At 71.8% G+C, this 16,628-nt stretch carries 18 protein-coding genes; 15 read left to right on the top strand and 3 right to left on the bottom strand.

What is annotated here, in order from left to right; all coding sequences use genetic code 11:
- Positions 1–2: 2 nt before the first annotated feature.
- Positions 3–719, bottom strand: a complete 717-nt coding sequence (locus tag HUX53_RS36140) for an ABC transporter permease (protein WP_176407796.1) — start codon at positions 717–719, stop codon at positions 3–5.
- A 50-nt stretch (positions 720–769) separates the two neighbouring features.
- Positions 770–1,708 (bottom strand): ABC transporter ATP-binding protein, encoded by a 939-nt coding sequence (locus HUX53_RS36145; protein ID WP_176407774.1) that lies wholly within the window; start codon positions 1,706–1,708, stop codon positions 770–772.
- A gap of 172 nt (positions 1,709–1,880) precedes the next feature.
- Between HUX53_RS36145 and HUX53_RS36150 the strand changes: the two genes are divergently transcribed.
- The 15 genes from HUX53_RS36150 (at position 1,881) to HUX53_RS36220 (ending at position 16,191) form a co-directional block, all read left to right on the top strand.
- Positions 1,881–3,122 (top strand): arginine deiminase, encoded by a 1,242-nt coding sequence (locus HUX53_RS36150; RefSeq protein ID WP_176407775.1) that lies wholly within the window; start codon positions 1,881–1,883, stop codon positions 3,120–3,122.
- Between the two features lie 25 nt (positions 3,123–3,147).
- Positions 3,148–4,161, top strand: coding sequence for an ornithine carbamoyltransferase (argF, locus tag HUX53_RS36155; RefSeq protein WP_176407776.1), 1,014 nt, complete (start codon positions 3,148–3,150; stop codon positions 4,159–4,161).
- Positions 4,162–4,170: 9 nt separating this feature from the next.
- On the top strand, positions 4,171–5,106 hold the full coding sequence (locus tag HUX53_RS36160) for a carbamate kinase (protein ID WP_176407777.1): 936 nt from the start codon (positions 4,171–4,173) through the stop codon (positions 5,104–5,106).
- Complete coding sequence (locus HUX53_RS36165) at positions 5,103–6,557, top strand: amino acid permease (RefSeq protein ID WP_309237599.1); 1,455 nt, start codon at positions 5,103–5,105, stop codon at positions 6,555–6,557. The genes HUX53_RS36160 and HUX53_RS36165 overlap by 4 nt, the downstream gene beginning before the upstream one ends.
- Positions 6,554–7,489 (top strand): universal stress protein, encoded by a 936-nt coding sequence (locus HUX53_RS36170; protein WP_176407778.1) that lies wholly within the window; start codon positions 6,554–6,556, stop codon positions 7,487–7,489. Before HUX53_RS36165 ends, HUX53_RS36170 begins: the two co-directional genes overlap by 4 nt.
- An 80-nt stretch (positions 7,490–7,569) precedes the next feature.
- Complete coding sequence (locus HUX53_RS36175; protein WP_176407779.1) at positions 7,570–8,445, top strand: metalloregulator ArsR/SmtB family transcription factor; 876 nt, start codon at positions 7,570–7,572, stop codon at positions 8,443–8,445.
- Positions 8,442–9,854, top strand: coding sequence for a Fe-S cluster assembly protein SufB (gene sufB / locus HUX53_RS36180; RefSeq protein ID WP_176407780.1), 1,413 nt, complete (start codon positions 8,442–8,444; stop codon positions 9,852–9,854). Before HUX53_RS36175 ends, sufB begins: the two co-directional genes overlap by 4 nt.
- Positions 9,854–10,990 carry a Fe-S cluster assembly protein SufD gene (gene sufD, locus HUX53_RS36185; protein WP_176407781.1) on the top strand — a complete coding sequence of 379 codons (1,137 nt, stop codon included), beginning with the start codon at positions 9,854–9,856 and terminating at the stop codon, positions 10,988–10,990. The genes sufB and sufD overlap by 1 nt, the downstream gene beginning before the upstream one ends.
- Positions 10,987–11,349: a non-heme iron oxygenase ferredoxin subunit gene (locus tag HUX53_RS36190; RefSeq protein ID WP_176407782.1), complete on the top strand. Its 363-nt coding sequence runs from the start codon at positions 10,987–10,989 to the stop codon at positions 11,347–11,349. Before sufD ends, HUX53_RS36190 begins: the two co-directional genes overlap by 4 nt.
- Positions 11,350–11,375: 26 nt before the next feature.
- On the top strand, positions 11,376–12,140 hold the full coding sequence (sufC, locus tag HUX53_RS36195) for a Fe-S cluster assembly ATPase SufC (protein ID WP_176407783.1): 765 nt from the start codon (positions 11,376–11,378) through the stop codon (positions 12,138–12,140).
- Positions 12,137–13,399 carry a cysteine desulfurase gene (locus HUX53_RS36200; protein WP_176407784.1) on the top strand — a complete coding sequence of 421 codons (1,263 nt, stop codon included), beginning with the start codon at positions 12,137–12,139 and terminating at the stop codon, positions 13,397–13,399. The genes sufC and HUX53_RS36200 overlap by 4 nt, the downstream gene beginning before the upstream one ends.
- A 42-nt stretch (positions 13,400–13,441) precedes the next feature.
- The gene (gene sufU, locus HUX53_RS36205; protein WP_131939266.1) at positions 13,442–13,900 is read left to right on the top strand and encodes a Fe-S cluster assembly sulfur transfer protein SufU; all 459 of its coding nucleotides are present in this window, start codon (positions 13,442–13,444) and stop codon (positions 13,898–13,900) included.
- Positions 13,897–14,223 (top strand): metal-sulfur cluster assembly factor, encoded by a 327-nt coding sequence (locus HUX53_RS36210; RefSeq protein WP_176407785.1) that lies wholly within the window; start codon positions 13,897–13,899, stop codon positions 14,221–14,223. The genes sufU and HUX53_RS36210 overlap by 4 nt, the downstream gene beginning before the upstream one ends.
- 133 nt (positions 14,224–14,356) lie before the next feature.
- The gene (locus HUX53_RS36215) at positions 14,357–15,517 is read left to right on the top strand and encodes a histidine kinase (protein ID WP_309237600.1); all 1,161 of its coding nucleotides are present in this window, start codon (positions 14,357–14,359) and stop codon (positions 15,515–15,517) included.
- A complete protein-coding gene (locus tag HUX53_RS36220) occupies positions 15,514–16,191 on the top strand; it encodes a response regulator transcription factor (RefSeq protein ID WP_176407786.1) in 678 nt (225 codons plus the stop codon). The genes HUX53_RS36215 and HUX53_RS36220 overlap by 4 nt, the downstream gene beginning before the upstream one ends.
- A gap of 16 nt (positions 16,192–16,207) precedes the next feature.
- Here the strand turns inward: HUX53_RS36220 and HUX53_RS36225 are convergent, their stop codons facing one another.
- Entirely contained in the window at positions 16,208–16,603 is a 396-nt protein-coding gene (locus HUX53_RS36225) for an ABC transporter permease (protein WP_176407787.1), read from the bottom strand.
- Between the last annotated feature and the right edge of the window lie 25 nt (positions 16,604–16,628).

Below are 16,628 nucleotides of genomic sequence, written 5' to 3' on the forward strand. Positions count from 1 at the left end.
TGCTACTCCCACCTGAAGAAGCGGGCGGCGAGGGCGAGGCCGGCGACGGCCCACACCGCGAGGACGAGCAGCGGCTGCGCGGGGAACGCGGCGCCGTCCTGCAGGACGTCGCGCAGCCCGCCCGCGAGGGCCGAGATCGGCAGCAGCTCCAGGGCGTCGCGCACCGGGCCGGGGAACTTGTCGAGCGGGAAGACGACGCCGCCGACGGCCAGCAGCAGGATGTAGACGAGGTTCGCGGCGGCGAGGGTCGCCTCGGCGCGCAGCGTCCCGGCCATGAGCAGCCCGAACCCGGAGAACGCGGCGGTGCCGAGCAGCAGCAGGACGATCACCGAGGCGGGGTCGCCGTGCGGTGACCAGCCGAGCGCCAGCGCCACCGCAAAGATCACCGCGGCCTGGACGATCTCGACCGCGAGCACGCTGGCGGTCTTGGCGGCGATGAGCCCGCCGCGCGGCAGCGGGGTGGCGCCGAGCCGCTTGAGGACGCCGTAGCGCCGCTCGAACCCGGTGCCGATCGCCTGCCCGGTGAACGCCGTCGACATGACCGCGAGCGCGAGGATGCCGGGCGCGAGGAAGTCGACGCGGCGGCCCGGACCGAGGTCCAGCAGCGAGGTGGCGCTGAACAGCACGAGCAGGACGACCGGGATGATCAGCGTCAGCAGCAGCTGCTCGCCGTTGCGCAGCACGGTGCGGAACTCGTAGCCGGCCTGCGAGGCGATCATCCGCGGGAGCGGCACGGCCCCCGGCGCCGGGGACAGGTCCAGTGGGGCGGTCACGCGCGCAGCTCCCGTCCGGTCAGTTCGAGGAAGACGTCCTCCAGGGTGCGGCGCTCGATCCGCAGGTCCTCGGTCAGGACGCCGTGCGAGGCGCACCAGGCGGTGACGGTGGCGAGCAGCTCGGGCCGCACGTCCGCCTCGATCAGGTAGTGCCCGGCGGGCGACTCCTTGGCCGCGCTGCCGGCCGGCAGCGCCGACAGCAGCTCGTCCAGGCCGAGGCCGGGCCGGGCGCGGAACCGCAGCTGCCGCTCGGCGCCGGTCAGCTCCTCGGGCGCGCCCTCGGCCACGACCTTGCCGTGGTCGACGATGACGACGCGGTCGGAGAGGCGCTCGGCCTCCTCCATGTTGTGCGTGGTGAGGACCACCGACACCCCGGCGGCGCGCAGCTCCTCGATCAGCTCCCAGGTGGCGTGCCTGGCCTGCGGGTCGAGGCCGGTCGTGGGCTCGTCGAGGAAGACCAGCTCGGGCCGTCCGACGATGGCGACGGCGAGGGAGAGGCGCTGCTGCTGCCCGCCCGACATGCGGCGGAACGGGGTGCGGGCGTGCTCGGTGAGGCCGAGCCGCGCCAGCAGGGCCGCCGGGTCGAGCGGCGTGGCGTGGAACGAGGCGACGAGCTTCAGGAACTCGCCGGCGCGGGCCGTCGCCGGCACGCCGCCGGACTGCGGCATCACCCCGACCCGCGGCTTCAGCGCGCGGCCGTCGGCGGCGGGGTCGAGGCCGAGGACGCGGACGGTGCCGGAGTCGGCCCGCCGGAACCCCTCGCAGATCTCGATCGTGGTCGTCTTGCCCGCGCCGTTCGGGCCGAGCAGCGCGGTGACGGCGCCCCGGGCGGCGCTGAACGAGAGGCCGTCCACGGCCCTGGCGGAGCCGTAGCGCTTCACGAGAGAGTGCAGCTCGACCGCGCCGTCTCGGCCGCCGCCTCCGGGGGGTGTCATGCCGACGAGTTTATGACCGGGCATGGACCGCTCCGCGCCGGGTCCCGCCGTCGCGCCGGGTGAAGGTCCGGCAAAGCCTCCGGGCGGAGGTCGATCCAGTTTTGCCCCGTCGGCCTCGGGGAATTGACGGCCTGTCGCCGGGCCGTCGCCGGTGGCCTGGAGGAGGTGGGGGATGCCGTTCCACGTCGGTTCGGAAGTCGGCCGGCTTCGCGAGGTCCTGCTGCACCGGCCGGAGCTGTCGCTGAAGCGGCTCACCCCGTCCAACGCGGCCGGGCTGCTGTTCGACGACGTGCTGTGGGTCAAGCGCGCGGTGGAGGAGCACGCGGAGTTCGAGGACGTGCTGCGCGCGGAGGGCGTCCGGACGCACCTGCTGTCCGACCTGCTGACCGAGACGATCGGGATCCCCGAGGCGCGCAAGCACATCCTGGACGCCGTCGTCGACCCGCACTGGTTCGGCCCGCTGGCCACCGACGCGATCCGCAACTGCTTCGACTCCATGGACGTGCAGGAGCTGGGCTCGTTCCTGATCGGCGGCATCACCAAGCGGGAGATCCTGGAGCGGATCCCCGAGCCCGCGTCCATCGCGTTCCACTCCATCGGCATGGACGGGTTCATCCTGCCGCCGCTGCCCAACCACCTGTTCACCCGCGACACGTCCTGCTGGATCTACGACGGCGTCTCGATCAACACGATGCGCAAGAAGGCGCGCATGCGCGAGACGGTGAACATGGAGGCGGTGTACCGCTGGCATCCGCTGTTCGCCGCCGGGTACGGCCGGCCCGCCGAGGGCGGCTTCCACGTGTGGAACAGCGGGACGGCGATGGCCCCGGCGACGCTGGAGGGCGGCGACGTCCTGGTCATCGGGAACGGCGCCGTGCTGGTCGGTATGAGCGAGCGGACGCAGCCGCAGGCCGTGGAGATGCTCGCGCAGTCGCTGTTCGCCGCCGGGTCGTGCACCCGGATCGTCGCGCTGCGGATGCCGCACAAGCGGGCGTTCATGCACCTGGACACGGTCATGACGATGGTCGACCACGGCGTGTTCACCGCCTACGAGGGGCTGGGCCTGCTGCCGTCCCACACCGTCGAGCCGGGCGACACCGAGAAGGAACTGAAGATCACCGATCACCCTCCCGAGGACATGTACCGGGCGATCGCCGCCGCGCTCGGCCTGGACGACGTCAAGGTCCTCGTCCCGACGCAGGACGTGTTCGCCGCCGAGCGCGAGCAGTGGGACGACGGCGCGAACGTCTTGGCCGTCTCGCCGGGCGTTGTCGTCGCCTACGAGCGCAACGCGACGAGCAACAACCATCTGAGCCGGAACGGGATCCAGGTCATCACCATCCGCGGCAGCGAGCTGGGCCGGGGGCGGGGCGGCCCGCGCTGCATGACCTGCCCGCTCGTCCGGGACGCCTGACGGCCCACGACACCCGGGAGACGAAATGGCGCTCGACCTGCGCGGCCGCAGCCTGCTCAAGGAACTCGACTTCACGCCGGAGGAGTTCGGGTACCTGCTCGATCTCGCGGCCGAGTTGAAGGCCGCCAAGTACGCCGGGACGGAACGGCAGGCGCTGACGGGCAGGAACATCGCGCTCATCTTCGAGAAGACGTCCACCCGGACGCGCTGCGCTTTCGAGGTCGCCGCGCACGACCAGGGCGCCCACGTCTCCTACCTCGATCCGAGCGGGACGCAGATCGGCCACAAGGAGTCGATGAAGGACACGGCCCGCGTCCTGGGACGGATGTACGACGGCATCGAGTACCGGGGGTCGAGCCAAAGGCTCGTGGAAGAACTCGCCGAGTACGCGGGCGTCCCCGTGTGGAACGGCCTGACCGACGAGTGGCACCCCACGCAGATGCTCGCCGACATGCTCACCATGCGCGAGCACAGCGACAAGCCTCTGCAGGACGTCACGTACGCCTATCTGGGTGACGCACGCAACAACATGGGCCACTCCTATGTGGCCGCTGGCGCGCTGCTCGGCATGAACGTGCGCATCGTCGCGCCGCGAACCCTGTGGCCGGACGACGAAACGGTCGTCCAGCCGTCCAAGACGGTGGCGGCCAAGACCGGCGCTGACATCACGCTCACCGAAGACGTAGCCGAAGGCGTGCGGGGCGCCGACTTCGTCATGACCGACGTGTGGGTGTCGATGGGGGAGCCCAAAGAAGTATGGGACGAGCGCATAGCGCTGCTCAAGCCGTACCAGGTCAACACCGAGGTCATGCAGGCGACCGGCAACCAGAACGTCAAGTTCATGCACTGCCTCCCCGCCTTCCACAACCGGGGCACCACAGTGGGGGAGGACATCTACCGGAAGACCGGCCTGGAGGCGCTGGAGGTCACCGACGAGGTGTTCGAGTCGGCCGCCTCCATCGTCTTCGACGAGGCCGAGAACCGGATGCACACCATCAAGGCGGTCATGGTCGCGACGCTCGGCCGGCCGGGCGGGTGAGGGGGACGGATGCGCGTGGTCGTCGCGCTCGGGGGGAACGCGCTGGTGAAACGGGGTGACATCCCCGACGCCGGAATGCAGCGCGGCAACGTGGACCGGGCGGTGCGGGCGCTCGCGCCGCTCGCCGAGAAGCACGAGCTGATCATCACGCACGGGAACGGGCCGCAGGTCGGCGTGCTGTCGCTGGAGAGCGTCAACGACCCGAACCTGACCCGGCCCTACCCCCTCGACACGATCGGCGCCGAGACCCAGGGGATGATCGGCTACTGGATGCTGCAGGCGCTGCAGAACGCGCTGCCCGGCCGCCAGGTGATGGCGATGATCAACCAGACGCTGGTGTCGGCGGTGGACCCGGCGTTCGAGGACCCGACCAAGTTCGTCGGGCAGGTCTACGACCGCGAGGACGCGGAGAAGCTCGCCGGCGAGTACGGCTGGACGATCCGGCAGGACGGGGAGCACTGGCGCCGCGTCGTGCCGTCCCCGCGCCCGCAGCGGGTGATCGAGACGCGGCTGATCCGCGAGCTGGTCCGGCTCGGCACGGTCGTGGTGTGCGCGGGCGGCGGCGGCATCCCGGTGTTCCGCAACGACGTCGGACGGCTGGAGGGCGTCGAGGCGGTGATCGACAAGGACCGCACCGCGGCCGTCCTCGCCGAGAGCATGGACGCGGACGCGCTGCTCATCCTCACCGACGTCCCCCGGGTGATGCGGAACTTCGGCACGCCGGAGCAGGAGGAGATCGTCCACACCACCCCGCACGAGCTGCGCGCCGAGGACTTCCCCGCCGGGTCGATGGGCCCGAAGGCGGAGGCGGCGGCGAGCTTCGTCGAGCGGACCGGCGACATGGCCGCGATCGGGCTGCTCGACCAGTGCGTGGAGATCCTCGCGGGCATCGCCGGGACGATCGTCACGCCCAACGCCACCTGGCCGCTGGAGAGCACCCTGTGACCACCGGGACGGCGCCGGGGTCGTTCGCCCGCAGCCTGCTGCGCACCAAGCCGGTCGACCGGATCGTCGCCGAGGGCGGGCAGGGCGAGGGCGGCGAGCTGAAGCGCTCGATGAGCCTGCTGCAGCTCACCTTCTTCAGCGTCGGCGCGACCCTCGGCACCGGCATCTTCGTCGTCCTCGGCGAGGCGGTGCCGCTGGCCGGCCCGGCCGTCGTGCTGTCGTTCGTGCTCGCCGCCGTCACCGCGCTGTTCTCCGCCCTCTCGTACGCGGAGCTGGCCGGGACGATCCCGGTGTCCGGCTCGTCCTACTCCTACGCCTACGCGACGCTCGGCGAGCTGGTCGCCTGGGTCTGCGGATGGTGCCTGCTGCTGGAGTACGCCGTGTCGGTGTCGGCCGTCGCGGTCGGCTGGGGCTCCTACCTCAACGCGTTCTTCGACTCGGCGTTCGGCTTCACGATCCCCGAGGAGATCAGCAACCCGCCGGGCGAGGGCGGCCTGGTCAACATCCCGGCCGTGGTCGTGGTGCTGATCGCCACGCTGCTGCTGCTGCGCGGCACGTCCGAGAGCGCCACCGCCAACACGATCATGGTGTTCCTCAAGATCGCCGTGCTGCTGTTCTTCTGCGCGGTCGCCTTCACCGCGTTCCGGTCGGGCAACCTGAGCGCCTTCACCCCGATGGGCTGGGCCGGGATCAGCGCGGCCGGCGGCAAGGTGTTCTTCTCCTACATCGGCTTCGACGCCGCCTCCACCGCGGGCGAGGAGGCGAAGAACCCCCGCCGCGACCTGCCCCTCGCGATCGTCCTGTCGCTGGCCATCGTCACCGTCCTCTACGTGCTGGTCGGCCTCGCCGCCGTCGCCGCGATGCACTGGCAGGAGTTCGAGATCAGCGGCGCGGAGGCGTCCCTGGCGCAGGTGCTGAACGTCGCGACGGGGGAGGCGTGGCCGTCGATGATCCTCGCGCTCGGCGCCGTGATCGCCATCGCCAGCGTCGTCCTCACCGTCATGTACGGGCAGACCCGCATCCTGTTCGCGATGTCGCGGGACGGGCTCGTCCCGGACGTCTTCCAGAGGGTCAGCCCCGGCCGCCGCGTGCCCGTCGCCAACACGGTCATCGTGGCGGTGTTCATCGGGATCCTGGCCGCGGTGATCCCGCTCGGCCGGCTCGTGGACGCCACCAGCATCGGGACGCTGTTCGCGTTCGCGCTGGTCAGCGTCGGCGTCATCGTCCTGCGCCGGACGCGGCCCGAGCTGCCGCGCAGCTTCCGGACCCCGTTCTTCCCCGTCACGCCGCTGCTCGGCGTCGCGCTCTGCGTGTACCTGATGGTCGGCCTCGGCGGCGTCACCTGGATCGTGTTCGCGCTGTGGTGCGCGGTGGGCCTGGCCGCCTACTTCCTGTACGGCCGCAGGCACTCGCGGCTGGCGGATGGATCTGAGGGAAGGGGGACGCCATGAACGACACCAACGGAATGCGGGTGCTGGTCGGGTACGCCCCCGACGAGCGCGGCGACGACGCGCTCGCGCTGGCCGCGCTGCTCGCCCGGACGATGAACGCGCCGCTGACGGCCGTCCACGTCCATCCGCCGCCGTGGCCGACCCCCGGCCCCGGCGCGGTGGACGCCGAATGGGTCGCCTACCTCAAGGGCCAGGCCGATGAGGCGCTCGCCGGCGCCGCCGCGCGGCTCACGGAGCTGGACGTCCCGGAGCGGGACGTCGAGCTGCGCGTGCACGCCCACCGCAGCAGCGGGCGCGGCCTCATCCAGGTCGCCGGGGACGTGGGCGCCGGCCTGGTCGTGGCCGGTTCGGCGCCGCGCGGGCGGCGCGGCCGCGTCGCGATCGGCAGCACCGCCGACCAGCTGCTGCACGGCTCGCCCGTCCCGGTCATGCTGGCGCCGCGCGGCTACGCGGCGCACCCGCCGAAGCGCATCGCGCGGATGACCCTCGCCTACTTCCAGCGCCAGGACGCCGACGGCCCGCTGACGGCCGCCGCCTCGATCGCCGAGCGGCTGGACGCCGAGCTGCGGCTGCTCACGCTCGTGCTCAGACCTCCCGGCCTCGCCGCGAAGTTCCGCGTCCCGGGCGGGGTGCTGGACCGCCAGCTCGCCCAGGCCGAGGAGGACCTGCGCTACGCCGCCGGGCTGTTCGGCGGCGGGACGCCGGTGGAGCGGCTCACCGCCATCGGGTCCGACATCGCCAAGACGCTCGGCACCGTCGATATGCTGCACGGCGAGGTGCTCGCCTGCCTGTCCAGCCACGACGGGCCGCTGCGCAAGGTCTTCCTCGGGGAGAGCTCCGGCAAGATCGTCCGCGCCGCGCCGTGCCCCGTGCTGCTGCTGCCGCGCGGCGCCACCGCGCCGACCGTGGGGGAGAAAGCCCAGGTTAGGTAAGGCTTACCTGCGTGAGCTACGACATCGGCGTTCCGGTGTTTCAGGGGAAGGAATTACGGCACACTGATGTTGTGAAATACGTGAGCGAGGATCAGACGACCACCGGAGGCGCCGCCGCGCGCCCTTCCGGCGTGCCGTCCAGCCCCGGTCACGTCGGTGGGGGCGGGTCTCTGTCGGGGGTCGGCTACAACACAGAGCGCGACACGCGCGCGCGGGTGGCCCGGCTGATCCTCGAGCACGGCCCGGTCACGGCGTCCACGCTGGGCGAGCGCGTCGGCCTCACGCCGGCCGCGATCCGCCGGCACCTGGACGCGCTGCTGGCCGAGGGGATGATCGAGGTCCGCAAGGCGCGGGTGCCGCAGACCCGGCGCGGCCGGGGGCGTCCCGCCAAGTGGTTCGCCATCACCGACGCCGGGCGCAGCGCGTTCGTGCACGCCTACGACGACCTGGCGGCGGGCGCGCTGCGCTTCCTCGCCGAGAAGGCGGGCGAGCACGCCGTCGCCGAGTTCGCCCGTCGGCAGATCGCCGACCTGGAGCGGCGGTACCTGCCGGTCGTGCAGGACGCCCCGCCCCAGCAGCGGGTCCGCACGCTCGCCGAGGCGCTGTCGGGCGACGGCTACGCGGCCGCCGCCGCCAAGGCGCCCCAGCCGGGCGGCGGCGAGCAGCTGTGCCAGCACCACTGCCCGGTCGCGCACGTCGCCGCGGAGTTCCCGCAGCTGTGCGAGGCCGAGACCGAGGCGTTCAGCCGGCTGCTCGGCACCCCCGTGCAGCGGCTGGCCACGATCGCCCACGGCGACGGGATCTGCACGACCCACGTCAGCCCGCGCTCCCTGTGCGGGACGGACCGGGCCGGCGATCCCGCCGCGAGCGTCACCCCCGGCGGGGACGCGGGGGACCAGGCGTCCCCCGAACGCACACAGATCAGTGACGAGGACTCCGGAGGGACGTCCCTATGACTACGGCAGCCCACCCTGAGCTAGAGGGGCTCGACAGGTACAAGTTCGGCTGGGTCGACTCCGACGAGGCCGGCGCCTCGGCGCGGCGCGGCCTGAACGAGGACGTCGTCCGCGACATCTCGGGCAAGAAGAACGAGCCCCAGTGGATGCTCGACCTGCGCCTCAAGGGCCTGCGGCTGTTCGACAAGAAGCCGATGCCCAGCTGGGGCTCCGACCTGTCCGGCATCGACTTCGACAACATCAAGTACTTCGTGCGCTCCACCGAGCAGCAGGCGACGTCCTGGGAGGAGCTCCCCGAGGACATCAAGAACACCTACGACAAGCTCGGCATCCCCGAGGCGGAGAAGCAGCGCCTCATCGCCGGCGTCGCCGCGCAGTACGAGTCGGAGGTCGTCTACCACAAGATCCGCGAGGACCTTGAGGAGAAGGGCGTCATCTTCGTCGACACCGACACCGGCCTGCGCGAGCACCCGGAGATCTTCCAGGAGTACTTCGGCTCGGTGATCCCGGTCGGCGACAACAAGTTCGCCGCGCTCAACACCACCGTGTGGTCGGGCGGCTCGTTCGTCTACGTCCCGCCGGGCGTGCACGTCGAGATCCCGCTGCAGGCCTACTTCCGGATCAACACCGAGAACATGGGCCAGTTCGAGCGGACGCTGATCATCGCCGACGAGGGCTCCTACGTGCACTACGTCGAGGGCTGTACCGCGCCGATCTACAAGTCGGACTCGCTGCACTCGGCGGTCGTGGAGATCATCGTCAAGAAGGACGCCCGCGTCCGCTACACGACCATCCAGAACTGGTCGAACAACGTCTACAACCTGGTGACCAAGCGCGCCGTCGCCTATGAGGGCGCCACCATGGAGTGGGTCGACGGCAACATCGGCTCCAAGGTCACCATGAAGTACCCGGCCGTCTACCTGCTCGGCGAGCACGCCAAGGGCGAGACCCTGTCGATCGCCTTCGCGGGCGAGGACCAGCACCAGGACGCCGGCGCCAAGATGGTGCACGCCGCGCCCAACACCTCCTCCAGCATCATCTCCAAGTCGGTGGCGCGCGGCGGCGGCCGCACGTCCTACCGCGGGCTGGTGCAGATCCAGGAGGGCGCCGAGCACAGCAAGTCCACGGTGAAGTGCGACGCGCTGCTCGTCGACCAGATCAGCCGGTCCGACACCTACCCCTACGTCGACGTCCGCGAGGACGACGTCGAGATGGGGCACGAGGCGACCGTCTCCAAGGTGTCGGAGCAGCAGCTGTTCTACCTGATGAGCCGCGGCCTCACCGAGGACGAGGCGATGGCGATGATCGTGCGCGGGTTCGTCGAGCCCATCGCGCGCGAGCTGCCGATGGAGTACGCCCTTGAGCTGAACCGGCTCATCGAGCTGCAGATGGAAGGAGCCGTCGGCTGATGGGGCTCGACACCAAGCCTCTCTCGACGCTGCACGAGAAGGCGTCTTACGACGTCGCCGACTTCGAGGTCCCGACGGGCCGCGAGGAGGAGTGGCGGTTCACGCCGCTGCGCCGCCTCCGCAACCTGCACAAGGGCACCGCCGCGGACGGCGGCAAGGTCCTGCTGGAGGTCGAGGCGGCCCCCGAGGTCACCGTCGAGACCGTCGGCCGCGACGACGCGCGCATCGGCAAGGCCTACGTCCCCGCCGACCGGGTCAGCGCGCAGGCGTGGAACTCCTTCACCGACGCCACCGTCGTGACCGTTCCGAAGGAGGCCGTCGCGTCGGCGCCGACCATCCTGCGCCGGCGCGGCGAGGACGCGTCGGCCGCCGCCTACGGGCACACCACCGTCGTGGTGGAGCCGTTCGCCGAGGCCACCGTCGTGTTCACGCACCGCGGCTCGGCGACCTACGCCGAGAACATCGAGTTCGTCGTCGGCGACGGCGCCCGCCTGTCGGTGATCAGCCTGCAGGACTGGGCGGACGACGCCGTCCACGTCGCCCACCAGCATGCCCGGCTCGGCCGCGACGCCCGGTTCGTCTCGCACAACATCTCGCTCGGCGGCGACGTCGTGCGGATCTCGCCGTCGGTCGCCTACGGCGCGCCGGGCGGCGACGCCGAGCTGTACGGGGTGTACTTCGTCGACGGCGGGCAGCACCTGGAGCACCGCCTCCTCGTCGACCACGCCGTCCCGCACTGCCGCAGCCGCGTCGACTACCGCGGCGCGCTGCAGGACCAGGACGCGCACGCCGTCTGGATCGGCGACGTGATCATCCGCGCGGAGGCGGAGGGCACCGACACCTACGAGCTGAACCGCAACCTCGTCCTCACCGACGGCACGCGGGTCGACTCGGTGCCGAACCTGGAGATCCTCACCGGCGAGGTCGCCGGCGCCGGGCACGCCTCGGCGTCCGGGCGGCTGGACGACGAGCATTTGTTCTACCTGCGGGCGCGCGGCATCACCTTCGACGAGGCGCGCCGCATGGTCGTCCGGGGCTTCCTCGGCCAGCTGGTCGAGCGCATCGAGGTCGCCGAGGTCCGCGACAAGGTCCGCGAGGCCATCGAGGAGGAGCTCGACCAGGGAGCGGCTCGATGACCACATCCGCGAAGCCCGGGGGGTCTGGGGGGGCGTCCCCCCAGAAGGGATACGTGAAGGTGTGCGCGCTGGAGGAGATCCCCGCCGACGGGGCCCTCGGCGTCGAGGTCGACGACACGCCCATCGCCGTCGTGCGCAGCGGCGCGGACGTGTACGCCGTGAACGACATCTGCTCGCACGCCGAGGTCTCGCTCTCCGAGGGCGAGGTCTACGACGGCACCATCGAGTGCTGGCTGCACGGGTCCTGCTTCGACCTGCGCAGCGGCAAGCCCACCAACCCGCCGGCCACGCAGCCGGTCGCCACCTACAAGGTCAAGGTCGAGGGCGGGGACGTCTACCTCTCGCTCGGCGACGACTGACCCCACGACGAAGGACTATACGCACTATGGCCACGCTAGAGATCCGCGACCTCCACGTCTCCGTCGGCGACGGCTCCGACGGGGCGAAGGAGATCCTGCGCGGGGTCGACCTGACCGTGCAGGCCGGTGAGACCCACGCGATCATGGGGCCGAACGGCTCCGGCAAGTCCACCCTGGCCTACGCGGTCGCCGGCCACCCCAAGTACGAGGTGACGTCCGGCACCGTCACGCTGGACGGCGAGGACGTCCTCGCGATGTCGGTCGACGAGCGCGCCCGCGCCGGGCTGTTCCTGGCGATGCAGTACCCGGTCGAGGTGCCGGGCGTGTCGGTGTCGAACTTCCTGCGCTCGGCGGTGACCGCCGTCCGCGGCGAGGCGCCGAAGCTCCGCGAGTTCTCCAAGGAGATGAAGACGGCGATGGACAACCTGTCCATCGACCCGGCGTTCGCGCAGCGCAGCCTGAACGAGGGCTTCTCCGGCGGTGAGAAGAAGCGGCACGAGATCCTGCAGCTGGAGATGCTCAAGCCGAAGGTCGCGATCCTGGACGAGACCGACTCCGGCCTGGACGTCGACGCGCTCAAGGTCGTCTCCGAGGGCGTGAACCGGTTCGCCGGCGGCGAGACCGGCGTGCTGCTCATCACCCACTACACCCGCATCCTGCGGTACGTGAAGCCCGACTTCGTGCACGTCTTCGCCGCCGGCCGCGTCGTCGCCGAGGGCGGCCCCGAGCTGGCCGACGAGCTGGAGAACGAGGGCTACGAGAAGTACCTGAAGGCGGGCGCGTCCGCATGACGATGTTGCCCGAGGAGCTGAAGAAGGACTTCCCGCTGCTGGGACGCACGGTCCGCGGCGGGCGTCCTCTGGTGTACCTCGACTCGGGGGCGACGTCGCAGAAGCCCGTCCGCGTCCTGGACGCGGAGCGGACGTTCTACGAGCGGCACAACGCGGCCCCGCACCGGGGCGCGCACCTGCTCGCCGAGGAGGCGACGGAGGCCTACGAGAACGCCCGCGCCTCGATCGCCCGGTTCATCGGCGCGACGCCCGCCGAGATCGTGTTCACCAAGAACGCCACCGAGGGCATCAACCTCGTCGCGTACGCGATGAGCAACGCCGCGACCGCCGGCCCGGAGGCCGAGCGGTTCGCGGTCGGCCCCGGCGACGAGGTCGTGGTGTCGGAGATGGAGCACCACGCGAACCTCGTCCCGTGGCAGCAGCTGTGCCGCCGCACCGGGGCGACGCTGCGCTGGTTCGGCCTGACCGACGAGGGCCGTCTCGACCTGGAGGACCTCGACGACCTGGTGAACGAGCGCACCAAGATCGTCGCGCTGACGCACCAGTCGAACGTGCTCGGCACCGTCCCGCCGGTGCGGCGGATCATCGAGCGCGCCCACGCCGTGGGCGCCCTCGTCCTGCTGGACGCCGCGCAGTCGGTCCCGCACCAGCCGGTCGACGTCACCGAGCTGGGCGCCGACTTCCTGGCGTTCTCCGGCCACAAGATGCTCGGCCCGACGGGCATCGGCGTCCTGTGGGGCCGGAGTGAGCTGCTCGAAGCGATGCCGCCGTTCATCACCGGCGGCTCCATGATCGAGGTCGTCCACATGGAGCAGACCACGTTCATGCCGCCGCCGCAGCGGTTCGAGGCGGGCGTCCCGATGACCGCGCAGGCCATCGGGCTCGGCGTGGCGTGCGACTACCTCGCCGAGCTCGGCATGGACCGCGTGCACGCGCACGAGGAGGCCCTCGTCGGCTACTCCCTGGAGCGGCTGGGCGAGATCCCCGGCGTCCGCATCATCGGCCCCGGCACCACCGAGGCGCGCGGCGGCGCGGTGTCGTTCACCGTCGAGGACATCCACCCGCACGACGTCGGCCAGGTCCTGGACGACCTGGGCGTCGAGGTCCGCGTCGGCCACCACTGCGCGTGGCCGATCTGCCGGCGCTTCGGCATCCCGGCGACGACCCGCGCGACGTTCTACCTCTACAACACCCTCGCCGATGTGGACGCGCTCGCCGACGGGGTACGGCACGCACAGAAGTTCTTCGGAACACACTGACCGGCGCGCCGGTTGTAGCGAGAAAGGCTTGGAAGGGACGACATGCAGCTGGAGGCGATGTACCAGGAGGTCATCCTGGACCACTACCGCAACCCCCACCACAAGGGGCTGCGGGAGCCGTTCGAGGGCGAGGCGCACCACGTCAACCCGACCTGCGGTGACGAGGTGACGCTGCGCGTCCACCTGGACGGCGAGGGCCAGGACGCCACCGTCGCCGACGTCTCCTACGACGCCATGGGCTGCTCGATCAGCCAGGCCAGCGCCTCGGTGATGTCCGACCTGATCATCGGGAAGTCGGTGAAGGAGGCGATGGCCGTCGGCGAGGAGTTCCTGGCCCTGATGCAGTCCCGCGGCCGGGACACCGAACCCGACGAGGACGTCCTGGAGGACGCCATCGCCTTCGCCGGGGTCTCCAAGTACCCGGCCAGGATCAAATGCGCCCTGCTCGCCTGGATGGCGTGGAAGGACGCGACCGCACGCGCACTCGGAGAGGCATCATGACCGACACGCCCGGCACCACCGTCCAGGAGGAAGAGGTCCTGGAGGCCCTGAAGGACGTCGTCGACCCCGAGCTCGGCATCAACGTCGTCGACCTGGGCCTGATCTACGGCGTCAACCTCGACGCCGAGGTCGCCACCATCGACATGACGCTCACCAGCGCCGCCTGCCCGCTCACCGACGTGATCGAGGACCAGGCCCACAGCGCCCTGGAGGGCCTCGTCAAGGACGTCAAGATCAACTGGGTCTGGCTCCCGCCGTGGGGCCCCGACAAGATCACCGACGACGGCCGCGACCAGCTCCGCGCCCTCGGCTTCAACGTCTGACCCGCACGCCCGCACCGAGGCCGCGCCCCCACCCGGGAGCGCGGCCTCTGGCGTACCGGGTCGTCCGAACGATGTACGCGGCATCCTTACCTGGGTGGACGAGGCATCGCGGCCGGGATGCTGAGATGGAGGCGTGCGAAGGGTCACCACGCGTCAGGACGCGCTGATCGCCGTGGCGGCGATGGCGGGCGGGCTCGTGCTGCTCGCCGCGAACGGCTACGCGAACTGGTGGGCGGGCTGGGAGGCGCCCGTCTGGGCGCGGGTGGCCGCGCTCGGCGGGCTGTGCGCGGCGACGCTGCTGCGGCGGACGGCGCCCCTGCTCGGGCTCGCGCTGTCCACGCCGTTCAACTTCCTGGACGTGGCGCTCGGGCCGGGGTTCGCGACCGCGGTGATCTACGGGGACGCGCTGTACGCGGCGAGCCTGTACGGGCGGCGCCGGACGGCGGAGTGGCTGCTCGGCGGGACGGCCGCAGCGACGCTGGCGGTGACGGCCGGGATCGGCCTGGCGGTGCACGAGGTCGCGGTGGCCGTCGTCGCGGGCGCGGTGGCCGGGGTGACGTGGGTGGGCCCGGTGCTGACCGCGATGGCGGTGCGCGAGCACCGGTCCCGGGCGGAGGCGGAGCGGCAGCGGGCCGAGCAGGTGGCGCGGCTCGCGGAGCTGGACCGGCGCGCCGCGGTGGGCGCCGAGCGGGCCCGGATGGCCCGCGAGCTGCACGACGTGATCGCCAACCATCTGAGCGCGGTGGCGCTGCACTCCTCGGCGGTGCTGCGGGTGCCCGACCTGGAGCGGGCCGAGATCGAGCGGGCGATGCTGGTCATCCGGGAGAACAGCGTGCAGGGGCTCGCCGAGATGCGCCGGATGATCGGGCTGCTGCGCGATGGCGGTGACGCCGACCCGGCGGCCCGGCCGCGGCTCGCCGAGCTGGACCGGCTCGTCCGGCACACCGCGCGGTCGGATCTGTCGGCGTGCCTGGAGGTCGCGGGGGAGCCGGCGGAGCTGCCGGCGGCGGTGGAGCTGGCCGCGTACCGGATCGTCCAGGAGTCGCTGACCAACGCGCTGAAGCACGCCGGGCCCGGCCGCGCGGAGGTCCGCGTCGAGTACGGGCGGCGGCTGGTGATCGACGTGCTCAGCCCGCTCGGCCGGGACGGCTCCCGGCTGCCGGGCAGCGGCAGCGGGCTGGTCGGGATGCGCGAGCGCGCGGTGATGCTGGCCGGGGAGTTCGACGCGGGGCCGGACGGCGGCCGGTGGCGGGTGCACGCCGAGCTGCCCGTGGAGCTGGAGAGGACGCCATGATCGAGGTGCTGGTCGCCGACGACCAGGCGGCGGTGCGGGCCGGCCTGGTGCTGGTCCTGCGCGGCGCGCCGGACGTGCGGGTCGTCGGCGAGGCCGCGGACGGGCTGCGCGTGGTGGAGCTAGCCCGGGAGCTGCGGCCCGACGTCGTGCTCATGGACGTCCGGATGCCGCGCCTGGACGGCATCAGCGCGACGAGGGAGATCGCCGGGTTCACCGACGTGCTGGTGCTGACGACGTTCGACATGGACGAGTACGTGTTCGGCGCGCTGCGGGCGGGCGCCGCCGGCTTCCTGCTGAAGGACGTGGACGCCGACAAGCTCGTGGAGGCCGTCCGGACGGTCGCGGCCGGCGACGGCGTCATCGCCCCGCGGGTGACCCGGCGGCTGATCGGCGAGTTCGCGTCCCGTCCGGCGGTCCCGGCGGAGGCGCCCGGCCTGGACGAGCTGACGCCGCGGGAGCGCGAGGTGTTCGCGTGCCTGGGGGAGGGCCTGTCGAACGGGCAGATCGCGGCCCGCCTCGACATGGCGGAGACGACGACGAAGACGCACGTCAGCCGTATCCTCGGCAAGCTCGGGCTGGCAAGCCGGGTGCAGGCGGCCATCCTCGCCCAGGAAACGGTCTCCAGAGGACTTTCCGGGCGTGATCCGCACGAGGGATCACCCGGCCCGCGCTGATCGCGCAGCGGCGGCCTCAGAGGCTGCGGGTGCCGGCGAGCGCCGCGACCAGGTACGTCGCGCCGCCGAGCGCCGCCAGCCAGACGTAGGCGGTGATGTCGGAGCCGCGCAGCGCCTGGACGACGAGGGCGCCGATCACCGCGACGGTGAGCACGTCGCCCGTCGTCGCGGCGGCGCGCAGGTGCGCGCGGGCCCGGGTGCCGGACCCGAAACCGTCGCTGATCGGCAGCGCCGGCTCGTTGCGGCGGTAACCCAGGTAGCAGGCGTATCCGGCGAGCGCGGCCAGCGCGATGAGGGCCGTCCCGGACCGCCCTTCGGCGGCCAGCACGGCCCCGACCACCACACCGGCGGCCAGGACGAGCCCTGGCACGGCCCACCGGCTGAGACTGCGGCGTTCGGGAGCGATCCACATGGTGCTCATCCTTCCCGATGTGCGC

The organism is Actinomadura sp. BRA 177 (assembly GCF_013372625.1).
In the GTDB taxonomy this organism is placed as follows: domain Bacteria; phylum Actinomycetota; class Actinomycetes; order Streptosporangiales; family Streptosporangiaceae; genus Spirillospora.